16 protein-coding genes are annotated in these 15,672 nt (G+C 39.2%); 1 reads left to right on the top strand and 15 read right to left on the bottom strand.

Translation table 11 applies throughout. From position 1 onward, the window contains the following. Positions 1-149: 149 nt before the first annotated feature. From R4Z09_RS01710 to R4Z09_RS01650, 13 genes are all read right to left on the bottom strand, one after another. Complete coding sequence (locus R4Z09_RS01710) at positions 150-590, bottom strand: MaoC/PaaZ C-terminal domain-containing protein (RefSeq protein ID WP_338450697.1); 441 nt, start codon at positions 588-590, stop codon at positions 150-152. Between the two features lie 163 nt (positions 591-753). Then, positions 754-2,292: an acyl-CoA carboxylase subunit beta gene (locus tag R4Z09_RS01705; protein WP_338450696.1), complete on the bottom strand. Its 1,539-nt coding sequence runs from the start codon at positions 2,290-2,292 to the stop codon at positions 754-756. Between the two features lie 11 nt (positions 2,293-2,303). After that, positions 2,304-3,098 carry an enoyl-CoA hydratase gene (locus R4Z09_RS01700; RefSeq protein WP_338450695.1) on the bottom strand — a complete coding sequence of 265 codons (795 nt, stop codon included), beginning with the start codon at positions 3,096-3,098 and terminating at the stop codon, positions 2,304-2,306. Next, entirely contained in the window at positions 3,095-4,012 is a 918-nt protein-coding gene (locus R4Z09_RS01695; RefSeq protein WP_338450694.1) for a hydroxymethylglutaryl-CoA lyase, read from the bottom strand. Before R4Z09_RS01695 ends, R4Z09_RS01700 begins: the two co-directional genes overlap by 4 nt. 12 nt (positions 4,013-4,024) lie before the next feature. Next, a complete protein-coding gene (locus R4Z09_RS01690; protein WP_338450693.1) occupies positions 4,025-4,288 on the bottom strand; it encodes an acetyl-CoA carboxylase biotin carboxyl carrier protein subunit in 264 nt (87 codons plus the stop codon). Then, positions 4,251-5,609 (bottom strand): acetyl-CoA carboxylase biotin carboxylase subunit, encoded by a 1,359-nt coding sequence (locus R4Z09_RS01685; RefSeq protein ID WP_338450692.1) that lies wholly within the window; start codon positions 5,607-5,609, stop codon positions 4,251-4,253. The genes R4Z09_RS01690 and R4Z09_RS01685 overlap by 38 nt, the downstream gene beginning before the upstream one ends. A 37-nt stretch (positions 5,610-5,646) precedes the next feature. Then, on the bottom strand, positions 5,647-6,438 hold the full coding sequence (locus R4Z09_RS01680; RefSeq protein WP_338450691.1) for an enoyl-CoA hydratase: 792 nt from the start codon (positions 6,436-6,438) through the stop codon (positions 5,647-5,649). A 53-nt stretch (positions 6,439-6,491) separates the two neighbouring features. Further along, the gene (locus tag R4Z09_RS01675) at positions 6,492-8,048 is read right to left on the bottom strand and encodes a long-chain fatty acid--CoA ligase (RefSeq protein ID WP_338450690.1); all 1,557 of its coding nucleotides are present in this window, start codon (positions 8,046-8,048) and stop codon (positions 6,492-6,494) included. Between the two features lie 285 nt (positions 8,049-8,333). Continuing rightward, positions 8,334-9,707, bottom strand: coding sequence for a sigma-54 interaction domain-containing protein (locus tag R4Z09_RS01670; protein ID WP_338450689.1), 1,374 nt, complete (start codon positions 9,705-9,707; stop codon positions 8,334-8,336). Positions 9,708-10,157: 450 nt separating this feature from the next. Then, positions 10,158-11,402: a DUF438 domain-containing protein gene (locus R4Z09_RS01665; protein WP_338450688.1), complete on the bottom strand. Its 1,245-nt coding sequence runs from the start codon at positions 11,400-11,402 to the stop codon at positions 10,158-10,160. Between the two features lie 223 nt (positions 11,403-11,625). Further along, positions 11,626-12,498 (bottom strand): IS200/IS605 family accessory protein TnpB-related protein, encoded by an 873-nt coding sequence (locus R4Z09_RS01660; RefSeq protein WP_338450687.1) that lies wholly within the window; start codon positions 12,496-12,498, stop codon positions 11,626-11,628. Positions 12,499-12,742: 244 nt separating this feature from the next. After that, the gene (locus tag R4Z09_RS01655; protein ID WP_338450686.1) at positions 12,743-13,213 is read right to left on the bottom strand and encodes a transposase; all 471 of its coding nucleotides are present in this window, start codon (positions 13,211-13,213) and stop codon (positions 12,743-12,745) included. Positions 13,214-13,388: 175 nt separating this feature from the next. Further along, on the bottom strand, positions 13,389-13,622 hold the full coding sequence (locus R4Z09_RS01650) for a DUF1858 domain-containing protein (protein WP_338450685.1): 234 nt from the start codon (positions 13,620-13,622) through the stop codon (positions 13,389-13,391). A gap of 240 nt (positions 13,623-13,862) precedes the next feature. On the opposite strand from R4Z09_RS01650, the gene R4Z09_RS01645 reads away from it, so the two are divergent. Continuing rightward, complete coding sequence (locus tag R4Z09_RS01645; protein WP_338450684.1) at positions 13,863-14,264, top strand: hypothetical protein; 402 nt, start codon at positions 13,863-13,865, stop codon at positions 14,262-14,264. Positions 14,265-14,768: 504 nt separating this feature from the next. On the opposite strand, the gene R4Z09_RS01640 is transcribed toward R4Z09_RS01645, so the two are convergent. Then, entirely contained in the window at positions 14,769-15,194 is a 426-nt protein-coding gene (locus R4Z09_RS01640; protein WP_338450683.1) for a DUF2935 domain-containing protein, read from the bottom strand. Positions 15,195-15,252: 58 nt separating this feature from the next. Beyond that, positions 15,253-15,540 (bottom strand): iron-sulfur cluster biosynthesis, encoded by a 288-nt coding sequence (locus R4Z09_RS01635; RefSeq protein ID WP_338450682.1) that lies wholly within the window; start codon positions 15,538-15,540, stop codon positions 15,253-15,255. Between the last annotated feature and the right edge of the window lie 132 nt (positions 15,541-15,672).

Genomic DNA, 15,672 nt, shown 5'->3' with positions numbered 1-15,672 from the left:
AACCTTACTCTTTATAAAAGTATTAAGCTTTTAACAAAATACCTTTTGAATAATAGATAGAGTCATGTAATTGATTCTCGTATTTACATGGCCCTATCCATATAGGAAATCCTTTTATACTCTGTTAAAAGCTTTTAAATTATTCCCAACTATTCTAAAGTATGTTTGTTCATCAAAATTTTCATTTCCAAGACTGCAACGACTTCTTCCGTTTGCTTCTTAACTTCTTGTAATACAGTAACTACCCCTTGTGACTGACCTTTCTCTTTTAGGTCAATCACAGTTGCATTGAGATAGATTGTATCACCGATAAAAGTGGGATTTGTAAATCTCACCTTGTCCATTCCATAAAATGCTACTACGATACCTGGTTCAAATCTTAACAATCCGGTGGTAACCGAAAGAATCAGCATCCCGTGGGCTATACGCTGCTCGAAATGCGTATTTGCTGCATATTCTTTATCGGTGTGAAGAGGAAACCAGTCTCCGCTAAAGGAAGAAAACATGACTAAATCTGACTCTGTTATTGTACGACCTGTAGAAGTCCATGTCTCCCCAATTTTGTACTCCTCGAAATATTTATTAAACATGTTAAGGTCCCCCTTTTTACGAAAAACTCTTGAATTTGTACCATCTATCGCCAACTGCTCTCTCTCCAGGCAGTTCTTGTCAACATTCATCCCATAACTTTAGAAGTGGAGGACTTCTGTACCTGCCGCAAGCTTTCGGTACAAAAACATTTGCTGAATGAAGTTAAACAGGGTAAACACCATGCTTACGTTCAGAGAATACAAGATATTTAGACATATAAACTTCTAGACGGGAAGCCAGTTCTTCACGAAGACGATTTGGTTCAACAATGTCGTCTATGATTAACTCAGAAGCGAGTCTATAGATATCGATATCTTCACGATATTCTTCCCTTTTTTGTGCAATGAATGAAGCTCTTTCCTCTTCGGGAAGGGCTGCAATTTTATTTGCATATACCGCGTTTACCGCTGCTTCAGGTCCCATTACAGCAATGGATGCTGTCGGAAGCGCGATACAGCAGTCTGGTTCAAAGGCCGGTCCAGCCATTGCATATAACCCTGCGCCATACGCTTTACGGACGATAACAGTCATTTTTGGTACAGTCGCTTCACTCATCGCGGAAATCATTTTAGCACCATGCCGGATAATTCCTGCTTTTTCTACATTTGTACCAATCATGAAGCCTGGAACATCTGCAAGGAATAACAATGGAATATGGTAGGCGTCACAAAGGTTAATGAACTTTGCTGCTTTATCAGCACTGTCATGGAATAGCACTCCACCTTTCACACGAGGCTGATTGGCAATAATCCCAATTGGCTGACCGTTGATGCGTCCGAGACAAGTGATAAGCTCAGGAGCAAACAGCTTTTTAATATCACACATGGATCCTTCGTCAATCAATCGTTCGATCAGTTGATACATATCAAAAGGAGTATTTTGATTTTTTGGAATTAGATCCTCAATCGTTTTTTCAAAGGCAGCAGGAGCCTTCGCCTCAGCTTTAGCAGGCTTTTCGGTAAAATTATTCGGAAAATAGGTTAAATATTTTTTGACGTAAGTGATTGCTTCTTCTTCGCTTTTTGCCAGTACATCACCACATCCAGAAATAGAGCAATGCATTTTAGCTCCGCCCATTTGTTCAAGCGTTACTTTTTCACCTATAACCATTTCTGCCATACGAGGAGATCCTAGATACATTGAGGCATTGCCTTCGACCATGACGACAATATCACAAAATGCAGGAATATAGGCTCCCCCTGCTGCGGATGGTCCAAACAAAAGACAAATTTGCGGCACTTTTCCTGACATTTTTACTTGGTTATAGAAAATCCGTCCAGCCCCTCTTCTGCCCGGGAACATTTCTAATTGATCCGTGATGCGTGCACCAGCTGAGTCAACAAGATACAGCATTGGGCACCGCAGCTTTTCTGCAGTTTCCTGAATACGAATGATTTTTTCAACGGTTCGTTTCCCCCAAGATCCTGCTTTTACAGTGGAATCGTTTGCCATGATACAAACCGTGCGGCCATGAATTTTACCAATTCCAGTTACGACGCCATCAGCCGGAAGGTCCCCAGCCAGCACATTGGCAAACATACCGTCCTCGGCACTTAAACCATTGTCAAAAAGTAAATTCAGCCGATCACGAACGAACATTTTCCCTTCTTCTTGATTTTTTTGATGATACTTCTCTTGACCGCCTTGTAAAACGGATTCTTTTTTGATTTGGAAGTCTGTTTTGGATAATATTGTGTCCATCATATTTCCTCCTATTGCCCTTTATATTGAGGAGAGCGTTTTTCTGCAAAAGCCCTTAAGCCTTCCAATCTATCCTCAGTAGGTATTAATGTGTCGTATGCCAGTTCTTCTATTTTCAGTCCGGTGCAAAGATCCACTTCCATTCCATTATTGATAGCAATCTTTGATTGGATAAGTGCAAGAGGAGCATTCTTCGCCATCTCCTCTGCAATCTCAAGCGCTTTTTGCAACAGTTTTTCACGAGGGACGATATATTCAAGAATGCCAATGGCTTCAGCTTCTTCCGCTGTCATCCTCTTCGCACTAAAGATTATTTCCTTCGCTTTTCCAAGGCCGATTAAGCGCGGTAGCCGCTGCGTTCCGCCAGCACCCGGTATAATGCCAAGAGACGTTTCTGTTAATCCTACCTTTGCTTCAAGCGCACCGACACGCAAATCACATGCCAAAGCCAGTTCAAGTCCGCCTCCGAATGCCACCCCATTCAGGGCAGCAATAGTTGGCTGCGGCAAAGCTGCCACTTCATTTACAATCGCACCGATGAACCGTACAGCTTGCTTGACTTCATTCTCATTCATCTCTTTACGCTCTTTTAAGTCCGCCCCTGCGCAAAATGCTTTTTCTCCGGCACCCGTCAGGATGACCACTCGAACGTCGGTATTATTTTTTAAATCAGCTACAACGTCACGCAACTCACGAAGCATCTGTTTTGATAAGGAGTTGGCTGCTTCCGGACGGCATAATGTAACGATGGCTATTCCGTTGCTTCGCTTTTGAACTTGAACAGTTTTCAATAATGTATTATTCATGCCAAGCACCCCTTTTCTTCTGCAAACAAAATATCCATCTGGCGGCTGTTCAGCCTTTTCCCTAGGATTCCTTCAATGAACTTAGCTGATTTCATCACTGCGTTGAAATCAATTCCTGTATCTATCCCCATTTCATGAAGCATGTACAATAAGTCTTCAGTAGCAACATTTCCTGAGGCCCCTTTTGCGTACGGGCACCCTCCCAATCCTCCAAGGGAACTATCGAAGGTTGTGATTCCCATTTCAATTGACTTCACTATGTTTGCTAGCGCAGTTCCTCTTGTATCATGGAAATGCATAGCGAGCTGATGTGCTTTAAAATGAGGCAAAAGTTCCTCAAGGAGCCTTTCAACCTGGCTTGGCACGCCGACTCCAATCGTATCTCCTAAGGACAGTTCGTCAATTCCCATTGAGAAAAGGCGATCGGCTACCTTTCTGACTTGGGAAGGAGCAATTGGACCTTCATAAGGGCATCCGATCACAGTAGATAAATAGCCTCTAACCGTCTTTCCTGCCGCTTTTGCTCCCTTTACTACTTCTTCTAGAACTGGGTATGTTTCCTCTATCGGCTTATTAATATTATTTTGATTATGCGCCTCGCTTGCTGACATAAAGACACTTACTTCATCTACTTTGGATTCTAGCGCCAGGACAAGCCCTTTAAGATTAGGAACTAGAGCAGCATATGTAATTCCCGGTTTTCTCCCAATCTTTCCTAGTACTTCAGAGGCATCAGCAAGCTGCGGAATCCATTTTGGATGTACAAAGGAGCTTACCTCAATATAGGTAAGACCGGTCTCTGAAAGCGAATTAATCCATGTGATTTTATCTTCAGATGTAATAGACAGCTTTTCATTTTGTAGACCATCCCTAGGACCGACTTCTTTTATCGTGACTCTTTTTGGAAGTTTCAATAATCCAGCCTCCTATTCAATATCAACGAGCCCATCTGCATCGTTAACAAAGTCTCCTTCTTGAATATGAATTTTCTTCACTACACCATCCTGCTCAGCAGAAATCGGAATTTCCATTTTCATCGATTCAAGGATGACTACATCCTGGCCTTCCTCTACCTTTTCACCCTCTGAAACCAACACTTTCCATACATTCCCTGCCATACTTGCTGCAATTGTTGTCATTTTTATTTCCTCCTCATTTTGCGGTCGTTTTCTTTGGTAAGTAATACTCATTCACGAACTCTGTTGTTGTATATCCTAATAAAAATTGCTCATGGCTGACCGTTTGGATCAGCATAGGTATATTGGTTTTGATTCCCTCAATTTTATAATCTTCCAGTGCTTTCTTTATTCTGTTACATGCCTCCCTGCGCGTCTCCCCCCAAGCAATCAGCTTTGCAATCATCGGGTCATAAAATGGAGTCACCTGTGAACCTGCCTCAATGGCGCATTCATTGCGGATGCCTTCTCCCTCCGGAAGTTGAAATGCTGTAATTTTCCCCGGTGATGGTAAAAACCTGACAGGGTCCTCCGCATATATCCGTACTTCAATGGCATGCCCATTTAGCTGAACATCACCCCGTGAAAAGGATAAGTGTTCACCAGAAGCCACTTTCAACTGCTCTTCGACAAGGTCGAGACCGGTAATCTCTTCTGTAACGGGATGCTCGACTTGCAATCGCGTATTCATTTCTAAAAAGTAGAAGTTTTGCTCACGATCGACTAAAAACTCAATAGTCCCGGCATTGAAATAGCCAATATGTTTGGCTGCCTTGACTGCTGCATCAAGCATTTTTTCACGTGTTTCCTCACTGATAAAGGGCGATGGGGCTTCTTCTACTACTTTTTGATTCCTGCGTTGGATGGAGCACTCTCTTTCCCAAAGCGGAACTACATTGCCATGTGTATCTGCTAGAATCTGGACTTCAATATGATGTGGTTCTGCAATATATTTTTCTAAGAACATTGCTCCATCACCAAAAAAGGACTCAGCCCTTTTTTTATTACCGGCAAAGGCCTTCAAAAGCTCTTCCTCAGAGTTCACAAGCTGCATTCCGATTCCGCCGCCTCCTGCTGAAGCCTTTAACATCAGTGGATAGCCAATGACCCTTCCAGCCTCTCTTGCTTCCACTTCATTGTCCAATGAAGTATCAATTCCTTCGATTACCGGTACACCGGCGTTTTTCATCGTCTTACGTGCTTCTATTTTGCTTCCCATGGAAGCAATGATTTCCGGTGATGGACCAATGAATACAAGTCCTGCAGCTAAACATTTCTTCGCAAAATCGGCATTTTCTGATAAAAGTCCATACCCTGGATGAACGGCCTGCGCCCCGCTTATTATGGCAACACGGATAATTTCATCCGCATTTAAATAGCTTTGGTTGACCGGAGGTTTACCTACACAATAGGATTCGTCTGCTTGTTGTACAAATAGTGAGTCGGCGTCTGCTTCTGAATAGATAGCAACAGTTTGAATGCCAAGCCTTTTGCAAGTCCGTATAATTCTTAAAGCAATTTCACCACGATTAGCAATCAAAATTTTAGAGAACAATCGTTTCGCTCCTTCCATAACTCAATAGATTTCTAGCTTACTTATCTAAAAATTTAGGTTCCCGTTTTTGAATAAAGGCTTCAACGCCTTCCTTTACATCCTTCGTTTGAAAAACATGGCCAAAATATTCAGCTTCCGTTACTAACCCTTCCTCTAAAGGCTGTTCATAGCCAATGTCAATTGAACGCTTGGCAAAAGAAAGAGCAGGTAATGAAAAGCTAGTAATGGATTCTGCCATTTCCATCGCCTTTTCCAGTGATTTCCCTCTAGGAACAACGTGATTAACCAGTCCAATTTGTTTGGCTTCTTCCGCGTTTAGAGGCTCTCCTGTGAAAATCATTTCTTTTGCTTTCGCTTTTCCAACAAGCCGAGACAGCCTTTGTGTTCCTCCAGCCCCAGGAAACAAACCCAATTTAATTTCCGGAAGCCCAATCTTTATTTGTTCTTCCGCTATACGAATATCACAACTTAAAGCTAGTTCACAGCCTCCCCCTAGCGCTACCCCGTTAATAGCAGCAATCGTTGGCAGGGACAACCGTTCAAGCTTGTTAAGTGGTTCTTGAAGCCAAAGGGACTTCTTTTTTGCTTCCTCTACTCCTTTTCCCATCCATTCTGGGAAGCCCTTTATATCTCCACCAGCAACAAAAGCTTTTTCACCATCGCCGGTAATAATAACCACCTTAATCTCAGGATTGTTTTCTATTTCTTCGATTAAAAGTGTCAATTGTTCAATAACGTCCGCACTAAGTACATTGACAGGCGAATTATTAATCACAATTTTTGCAATTTGTCTCTCCTGCGAAAACGATACAACTTGAATTGTATTCATCGGATTCCTCCTAAACTTCTATAGAATTAGACATGGATTTCTACCGTTAAATTTTAATTAAGGGCATTGCTATACTGATTTCGTAAAATATACTTTTGAACCTTTCCTGATGGAGTGCGAGGGATTTTTTCAACAAATCTGACCTCTCTAGGTTTCTTATAACTTGCAAGGTGTTTTTTACAGAATTCAATTACATCATCTTCCGTAAGGTTGGATCCTTCCTTTTTAACAATGACAGCACATACAGCTTCAATGTATTTTGGATCGGGAATACCAATAATAGAAACTTCCTTCACATCCTGATGGCGGTATAAGACATCTTCAATTTCTGCGGCGTAAATATTTTCACCACCGCTTCGAATCATGTCCTTTTTTCGGCCTGCGATCGATAGGTACCCATCTTCATCAAATCTTCCTAAATCTCCAGTTTTACACCATCCATTCACAAATGTTTCCATTGTTGCATCCGGCTTCCTCCAATAACCCTCTGAAACAGCTGGACTTTTTATAGCAATTTCACCAATTTCTCCAACAGCAAGAGGCATTCCATGATCATCAATAATATTTATTTCTGTAAGTGGCAATGGTTTTCCAACGGTATGACCCTTCGTAAAAGCATCTTCTGGATCGAGCGCAGCTGCAATTGGCTGCCCTTCAGTTAAACCGTACACTTGAACAACTCCAAGATGCGGAAACTTCATTTTTAACCGTTCAAGTGCCCATGGCATTAACGGGTCACCACCGGTATAAATCGTTTTTAACGCCTTTAGATGATAATTATCCAGCTCAGGCAGATTTAGCATCTCATAAATCATAAATGGAAATAAAAAGCAATGAGTGACATTTTCATGTTCAAAGACTGATAGGATCCTTCTAACCTCGAAACCTTGGCTTTTTGTAATGATAACCGTACCGCCCATCATCAGAATCGGAAGTGCAATATCTTCCATCGCTCCAACATGATATAGTGGTCCAGTAGTCATCCCAATTTCCTGCCCAGTAAATTTCCATTTCAATGCTTGTATCGCAGAAAACCAATACGTTGTATCATGGGTCCAAATCGCACCTTTAGGTCTGCCAGTTGTCCCAGATGTATACATCAGCATAACCGGATCACTTAGTTTAATGTGATTGACTTTTACCTCATCTGCTGAACCGCTTTCTAATAGACTCCACGGCTTAGACCAACTTGGGATTGTACCTTGGTCATTTTCAAGGCAAATGTAATTCTCAACCGAAACTTGATGAAGAACTTGTTCCAGCTGTTGATCTAAACTTGAATGAAAGCATAAGATTTTTGTCTGTGAATCGTTTAATGCATATTCAAGCTCAGCACTTGAGAGCCGAAAGTTAAGCCGTACAGCAATGGCTCCGATTTTCGCAGCAGCAAAATAAAGGCCGAAATATTCAAGACAGTTATGAAGCAAAATTCCAACACGGTCCCCTTTTCGAACTCCAAGTTCATATAGTTTGTTCGCATAAGAATTTGATATATGGTGGAGCTCTGAATACGTCCACGATTTTCCCGTTTCTTCTTGTATGGCTATTTTTCCAGGATTTGATGTATTAAAATCATTTACCATCTTTCTTGTGAAAAGACCAATATCCAATGAACTTTCCTCCTCTTTTCCTGCTATCGTTCTCATCCTTAACTAAAGCAAGGTTCGTGCCAAAAATTAAATTGTCTGCATAATCAGTATTTTTTGATTTTAATAATCGAATCTACTGCTGCTTTTTCTGACTTTCTGGAAAGCAATGAAAATATGTCCGTTCATTTGTAATGAAGCATGACCCATTTCATATGAGTCAAAGCTTGGCATTTCAAAGAAACAGGCAACAATACCTTGAAATAAAAATAAATCCAGACTTTCGGAAAAAATTCTGAAAGTCTGGATTTATTTACTTTGTCCAAAAATCTGGTATTTTTTTATTTTCTCATATATGGTAGAGTTCCCGATTCCCAATGCTGCCGCTGCCTTATTTTTATCGAAATTAAATCTCTTTAATGCATCCTCTATTACCTTTCTTTCTGTTTTCTCTACAATATCCTTTAAACTTCTTTCTTCTGTTTCGAACGAATGATTCTTTAAATACTCAGGTAAATCCTCTATTTGGATTTCTTTGTTAGCGGTAAGATAAACGCCTGCATCAATCACATTCTCTAATTCCCTTATATTTCCCGGCCACTCATATTGCTGCATTAATAAAAGAACCTCGGGGTGTATAGAAGTCACGCGTTTTCCAATTTTGGACGCAGATCGTTTTAGGAAATGGTCTACAAGTAAAGGGAGATCCTCCATTCGATCACGTAACGCAGGGATAAATAACTGGATCGCATTGATGCGATAAAATAAATCTTCCCGAAATCGTTTTTGTTCAATCATTTTTTCTAAAGGACGGTTTGTAGCTGCAATCACTCGTACATTTACTTTTTTAGGATACATTGAACCCACAGGCTCATATTCCTTCTCCTGAAGAACCCTTAATAACTTAACCTGCATATGAAGAGGCATATCACCAATTTCATCCAAGAAAATGGTTCCACCATCAGCAAGTTGAAACTTACCCGGTTTACCTCCCTTTTTTGCTCCAGTAAAAGCACCTTCTTCATACCCAAACAGTTCGGATTCAATTAAATGTTCCGGAATGGAACCGCAATTCACCTTTACAAATGGTTTTTCACTGCGACCGCTTAACTGATGAAGACTATGTGCAATCACTTCTTTACCTGTGCCGCTTTCTCCCCGAATCAAAACAGAGATATCACCCACCGCAACTTTTATTACACGATCTTTTAACTCTTGTATTTTAGGTGATTTCCCAATTAAATCGTTTAATGTATACCTTACTCCTTTAGGAAATTCCCATTCTTGTTTGAAGAAATTATGTTTTGTCAGAATCTCGTTAATATGGCTGTTCAAACTCTTCCAATCAGCAAGATCACGAAAAAGTATAATCCCTATTGCACCGATTATTTTATTATTTTCGATAATTGGCATACGATTAGTGATTAAATAATTGCCATGAAGAAATTGCAAATCAGCAATTTCCGTTTTTCCTGTTTGTACGACTAAATGCATCCTCGTGTTTTCAATTATATTCGTTACATGATGACCAATCACTAATTCCCGTTCGAGCCCTAAAAATTCACAATAATTTTTGCTCATATATTGAATTTTCTCATCACTATCAACAATAACGGTTCCATAATATGTACTTTCAAATACTATATCTAGTAATTGATTATTGAGAAAATGACCTGTAATCATATTGACCTATCTCCCACTTTCACTATATTTGTTTAATTTTTCATATAAATAACATAATATTATAAGTTTTATGAATATTATAACAAATTAACAGGGAATTCTACAGTGTTACTGATTAGTTATCACATATAAAGAGGGTAAAATAACTGCACTCAGTATAAGAAATGAGGTACGGATTTGAAGGAGGAATTTGATATGAAATAGAAGATGTAGGAGTTCGTTAGTCGATTAAGGCCAACTGCAAAACTGCAGTTGACCTATACTGTATTGAAAGCTATTGGGTGTCCAATGGAATAATGACTGGCTTTTTTCATGGAGCGTTTTACAATGTACCTCTTCCATCAATAAGATTAGCTTTATATGGAGTAACGAAGACTACACCCTTTTAATAGGCGTTTGTGTTTGTTTTTCTTTTGCCTCATAAGTTACAAGTCTATTTCAAATTTTTTCTCATGATAAAATACGTTTTTCTCCCTCTAAGGCACGAATTGGCGCAACATTTTGTGTGAATTCCAGCGTTCCCATGTATGTTCCATTCTCGTCTCTTACTGCAAAGTAACGAATATAGACAAATTTATCTTTAAATGAAATCCAGAAATCTTCTGCATCCTTTTTACCGGATTTGAAATCTCGTAAAAGCTCTTCTACGACATGGACACTTTGCGGTGGATGACAGTTTTGCACAGTACGTCCGATAACAGCCTTTGTTCTAGCAAAAATTCTTTCTTTTCCATGAGAGAAATAACGAACCACATCATTTTCATCAATGAACGTTAGGTCAACTGGTAGATGGTTCAACAATGTCTCTAGCTGTTTCAGTGATACAATTCCTGTTTCAAAACGGATAAATCCGTCTGCTTTTACCTCTTCTTCTTTTGCTTCTTCCACAGCCAAAGGATGGCGTTCAGGCTTCCATACTCCATGCGGTGCTGTTAAGCAGAAGCCGATTTCATCACTTTCAGCAGCAATATTGACCCACTCATCCTCTGTTAATGTTTGAAGCGCCATTGGGAATAGGATATTTTCTTCTTTGAAGATCATTTCAGAAACTTCTTTAATTACATGCTTCAGAACACCGATAACTTCTACTTTATTTCCAAAGTATTCTACTAAAAATGCCTTTGCTTCTTTAATCGCCAGACGAATGGCATCATCTACTCCCCACATGACCTTCGTAGGACCGTCAATTCCATACTTTTCGAGGTAAGGGAACAGCAGATTTTCCTTTCTGGAATAGTGCTTATCTACATCCAATAGCAGGTTTAAGTCCTCGATCAGCTTAAATCGATTTTCATCGGAATCTTCTTTTTCAAAGCGTTCCATATGAAGCTGAAGCTTAAAGTTAACAAGCAGATCAATTTCTTTATTCTCTAATTTCCATGTATGAACAGGGTGCCCTGGCTGATCCTCCGGCTTGTCAGAACGGTGAATTTCTTCAATGGAACCTTTAAAAATAGCCGTGTGGACAGAGCAAAGGCGCTGTACTTCCGCAACAGGGATTCCTTCCTCCACCATCAAGTCATGCTCCATCTGAGAAATTTCCGCAACGGTTACATCACCGACAGCTTCTTCAAACCTTGCTTTTACTTCTTCAACGCTTTTCCCGGCATGCAGCTCTTTAATAATTTCCTTCAACATGGCTTGACGTTCACTTTTATTTTCCATTACTTCACGATTATTGATTAGTTCGCTCATGATTCCATCCTGGTTACTAAAATCTATCAAAAATTACATTTATTCCGTCCCCGAACCAAGAAAAAAGGACATACTGTGACGATTCCCACGTCATTCCATCAGGAAGGGACTTTTTTAGCCCCATGTCATGAACCTATTGTTCAAAACAACCTGTGGCGCTCTGTTAGAGCCAGCTTGGCTGCGATAAACCATTCCTTCCAGAGGTCAGTTTACCGCAGAGATTTTAGCACCAGGATGACACCTCCTTCAGTTGTAATTCCTGGTTCTTCATCATTAATGTTTTATGCACAACATTCCACAGTTTCCAACGGTGATTTTCTTTGAAATGTTCAATATTTTTAATCATCATACCTATATATTGACGTCTTTGTTTCCCCTTTTTTGAGTGCTTCTCGGATTCTTCCATTGACCCAAGAAGAAGTTGAATCAAAAAAGGTTTCACCTTCGTCTTCAATTCCTTTAGTAATTCCTTTGGAATTTTTTCTTCAAAATCTAAGCCTCTTCTTCCGATCACAAAAGAAGCTGCCTCATGTACGGATAAGCCATACATTTTTGCGTATTTAAATCGTCCAATGACAGAAGAAAAGGCTGGATTGACTTTCTTTATTTTAAAACCGAATTTCAACCCCCTAGAAATAATTGCTTTTTGCAGTTTCTGCTTAGCAAAAGAGTGTACCAAACGATTGAATCGATGATGGGTATCATGATCTTGTTTAAATGTAAGATCTTCTAAAACAAATCCTCCTACATTCCAACTAACTAAAAAGTCGATGATTTGTTTTGCTATTTCACCTGCTATATTGCTTCTCCGATTCCTTTTCACATATTCCATTTCATGACAATAGAATGTTCTACTCTCTAACCAATTTCCTTGCTTTGTTACAATCGATACAGCCACCCGATCAATATTTAAATCAATTCCAGCTACCGTATCTGAAGTCATTTTTTCGCTCCAATGTAATTCAGAACAAGGAGTTTCCAAATCATAGGTAATATGAACATAATACTTTTCTTTTTTCCGTTTTAGTTCAATGGAATAAACTTTATATTCTTCCATTGGTTTTCCTTTGACATTCACTCCCGTTGTTGAAGGCATCACAACATCCAGAATGTCAGAAAAATATTTGTCAGGAATCTGTAGTTTAAAACTCAACCGTGGACTGTTTTTTCCCTTTTCAACAAGTAATGGATTGGCTATATGGAGATAAAATTCTTGCTCTTGATCACAGAAGACTATTCGGATATTTAAATTCCCCTTTTTCGTTTTATCCCCACGAGAATAAAGTGTGTTGGATCGTAATTCCTTCCATTCATGATTGGTGATTTTTCCTTTTAAACGTTTATAGAAGTTTTCCTTTTTCCCAAAAATAACAGATGGTACTACCTTCTTGTTGATGTTTTAAAAGAGTGGATTCCTTTTCTTTCAGTTTGGTTAAACGAGCATCTAGGCCTTCCAAACAGGTCTCCGCTGTAACTTTTTTAGGCGTTTTTTTCCCTGTTTGGTAATCCGTTATTTTCCGCTCTGTTTTTTGAATTTTTGCCTGTACACTCTCTAGTCGAATGGGCAATAACTCTTCTTGGCTAGACATAACGGCTTTTGCTTGCATCACAGCGTCTTCGGCGTATCGTTTATTCAGGTGAAATAGATCCTGTACTCTCTTTATGAGCTTTCCCTCTTTTTCCCCCTCCACTAAACGATTAAAGGAATATCGTATAGCAGAGCAAAAAACGGCCATTAATCGATTTAACCGTTCCAAATCCTTTAACTGTTCATTATCTACTGCTAATACTGCTATTTTTGTGATCTTCATCACGCTTACCCCTTTTCGAACATTTGTTCTTATTTTACCTGTTCCAAAGAGGAATGACAAGATTAATGAAGGGAAAATGAAATTAAATTTTCTATATAATTTAATAGGATATGATAGGTTTTATTAACTTTTTTGAAGCAGTTTCAACCTCCTAGAATATAATGTTCGTATTTATTCATATCGATTGCTTCACGATATAGCCGTGGTTTTCAAATGTTTGCGCGATGTCAGACAGCTCAATTCCTCTCATTCGGGCTCCTTTTGCTATCGTCATCACCCGTCCTGCTGTTTGCAGCATGCCCGGCTTCGTGATTTGATCAAAGCCAAGCTCCTTCATGATTTCCATAACAAAGGGATCCTCTGTACATATTTCATAAACGGTTTTCTGAAAGTCAATTATTTTATCCATCTCTACTCACCCCATTAGTGAGAATTTAACTTTTGTCTATTAATTGATGAGAACTATTCTCATACTGAAAGTATACTCTTTATAAAAAAATACACCGTGATGAATATCACGTTCTACAGTGGAAAAATCCGTAATTGTTAACAATGTGTGGACATGAAAAAAGAGGACTTGCATATATTTGAAGTAATAGCTAACTGCAGCCTAACTTGTTAATCAGACAATTTGAAGGAGTAGATAAAAATGAAAAAATCCATCCCTATGATCGGACTTGCCATAACCATCATTCTATTAATCTACTTAGAATCTCCCTATTCCCTCATAAACAAGGAGCATGTCCGTGTCTCTAGTATTCCGAATGAAGTGTTATTAGCCGAGGCCCAGGGTGCGGCTGAAACTGATACTGATACTGACACTGAACAGAGTGAGCCGGTTGTATCAACAGATGAGGAAGCCGCTTCTGAAAGTGAAGAAGTGGCGGCACAGGATTATACATTAGAAAAGGTTCTTGAAGATAAATCGGTAGTGGGCGGGTATATGGTAGAAACCTATCGGGAATATGAAATCTATAAGAATGAAAATGGAGAGGTAATCAAAAAGGTCCCTACCTCCAACTTTGATTATGTACGTTATTATATTAAATAGAAAAAAGCAGTTTCTGACTGTTAACGGTTCACTGTGCTTGAAAAATAAACGGTAAAATTCCGTTTAAATTGGGAAATACCCATATGTCCCTAAAAATAGAGGGAGTTTTTTCCGTTTATTTTATCCAAATCTTTGGATTTTGTCTTATTTAGAACAGTTAGCCGGAATATATCTGCTTTTTAAGCCCCTACTATATACATTAGCCGGAAAATCTCCACCTATGAATTCTCATACCTATGCCATCATTCCTCCTAATATCGTAAGTATATTCAAGTTACAGAAATAACTTATTTCCTTTTAAAAACACCAGTAGTTTCACCCATTATTTCAGCATTTTAACGTTTGATTTTGGGGGTTTATAAGGGTTTAGAGAAATATAAAAAGCATGGCATTCCTTTACGAATTACCATGCTTTTGTTTTTTACTTTTTGCACTTTAAAATAGAACCCGTTAGTCTGTCTGTCATGCACTGCTCTTTTCTATGATAAAAATGAATGAATATGGCTATTGATGATATAATAATGCCTGGGCGATCCCAACAAAGTATTCTGACTCACGAATAATGTGATCAATGACTACCTTTGCAGTCGGATTTGCACTCACAGCTTTGCTCTCGGTTTTTATCTGCTGGCATAGCTTGATAAACTGTAAGCTTTGCTGCAAGCAAAAAGACACCAGTTGCATTACTTGCTGCTGCAAAGCCTGAGAAATTTGGAGTCCTGAACGGGTAACCGTTTCAATAAACCGAAGCACTTTTTTATGCGTCTCACCAAGTGCCTTTTCCCATTCCTCTAATGCTTCAACATATTCCTCTTCTAAATTTGGTACCAGCGCTCTGATTACTACGGTATGTTCCTCTTCCTGGTGCTTCCAAAACTCTGCTTCATCCAGTATGCGTAGTGGCATCTGCTGCCCATAATAAAATCTCAAATCGATCCCCCCTTGTACATGCTTGTAACAATATATGAGAGAATCGTGTGAATATGCTTTAAGCTTCGTCTTCCTCTAATGGTGCTAAATCAAACTCTTTAAAGCCAAATTTATCTGGTCCATACACAATTTTTTTATTGAAAAAGTAATGTTCATGGCCTTTATCGATAATAAAATGCAAACCATCCACTACCTCTTCTATATCATTAGGCAGAATCTCATCTTCTACCGTTAATTTCAATTTCATATAGCAGCTATGACGCATTTGAAGCCGTGCATATGCCTTCCCAAACTCTGCCATTCTGCCTTGAATTTCTGCTTTTGCTTCCTCTGTTACGATAAACATGAAATCATCCCCATTTGTTATTTACACTTATATTATCATAAATTCAAGGTTATTATACCACCTGGGGCATGTAGTTGTCTTTAGTAGGGAACTGAAAGATACTACTCCCCCTTAAAATATGTTATTAGCCAG

Source organism: Niallia oryzisoli (assembly GCF_036670025.1).
Classification (GTDB): Bacteria; Bacillota; Bacilli; order Bacillales; family Cytobacillaceae; genus Bacillus_BD; species Bacillus_BD oryzisoli.
The sequence above is the reverse complement of the archived record's forward strand: the minus strand, read 5'-3'. Positions and strand labels throughout refer to the sequence as shown.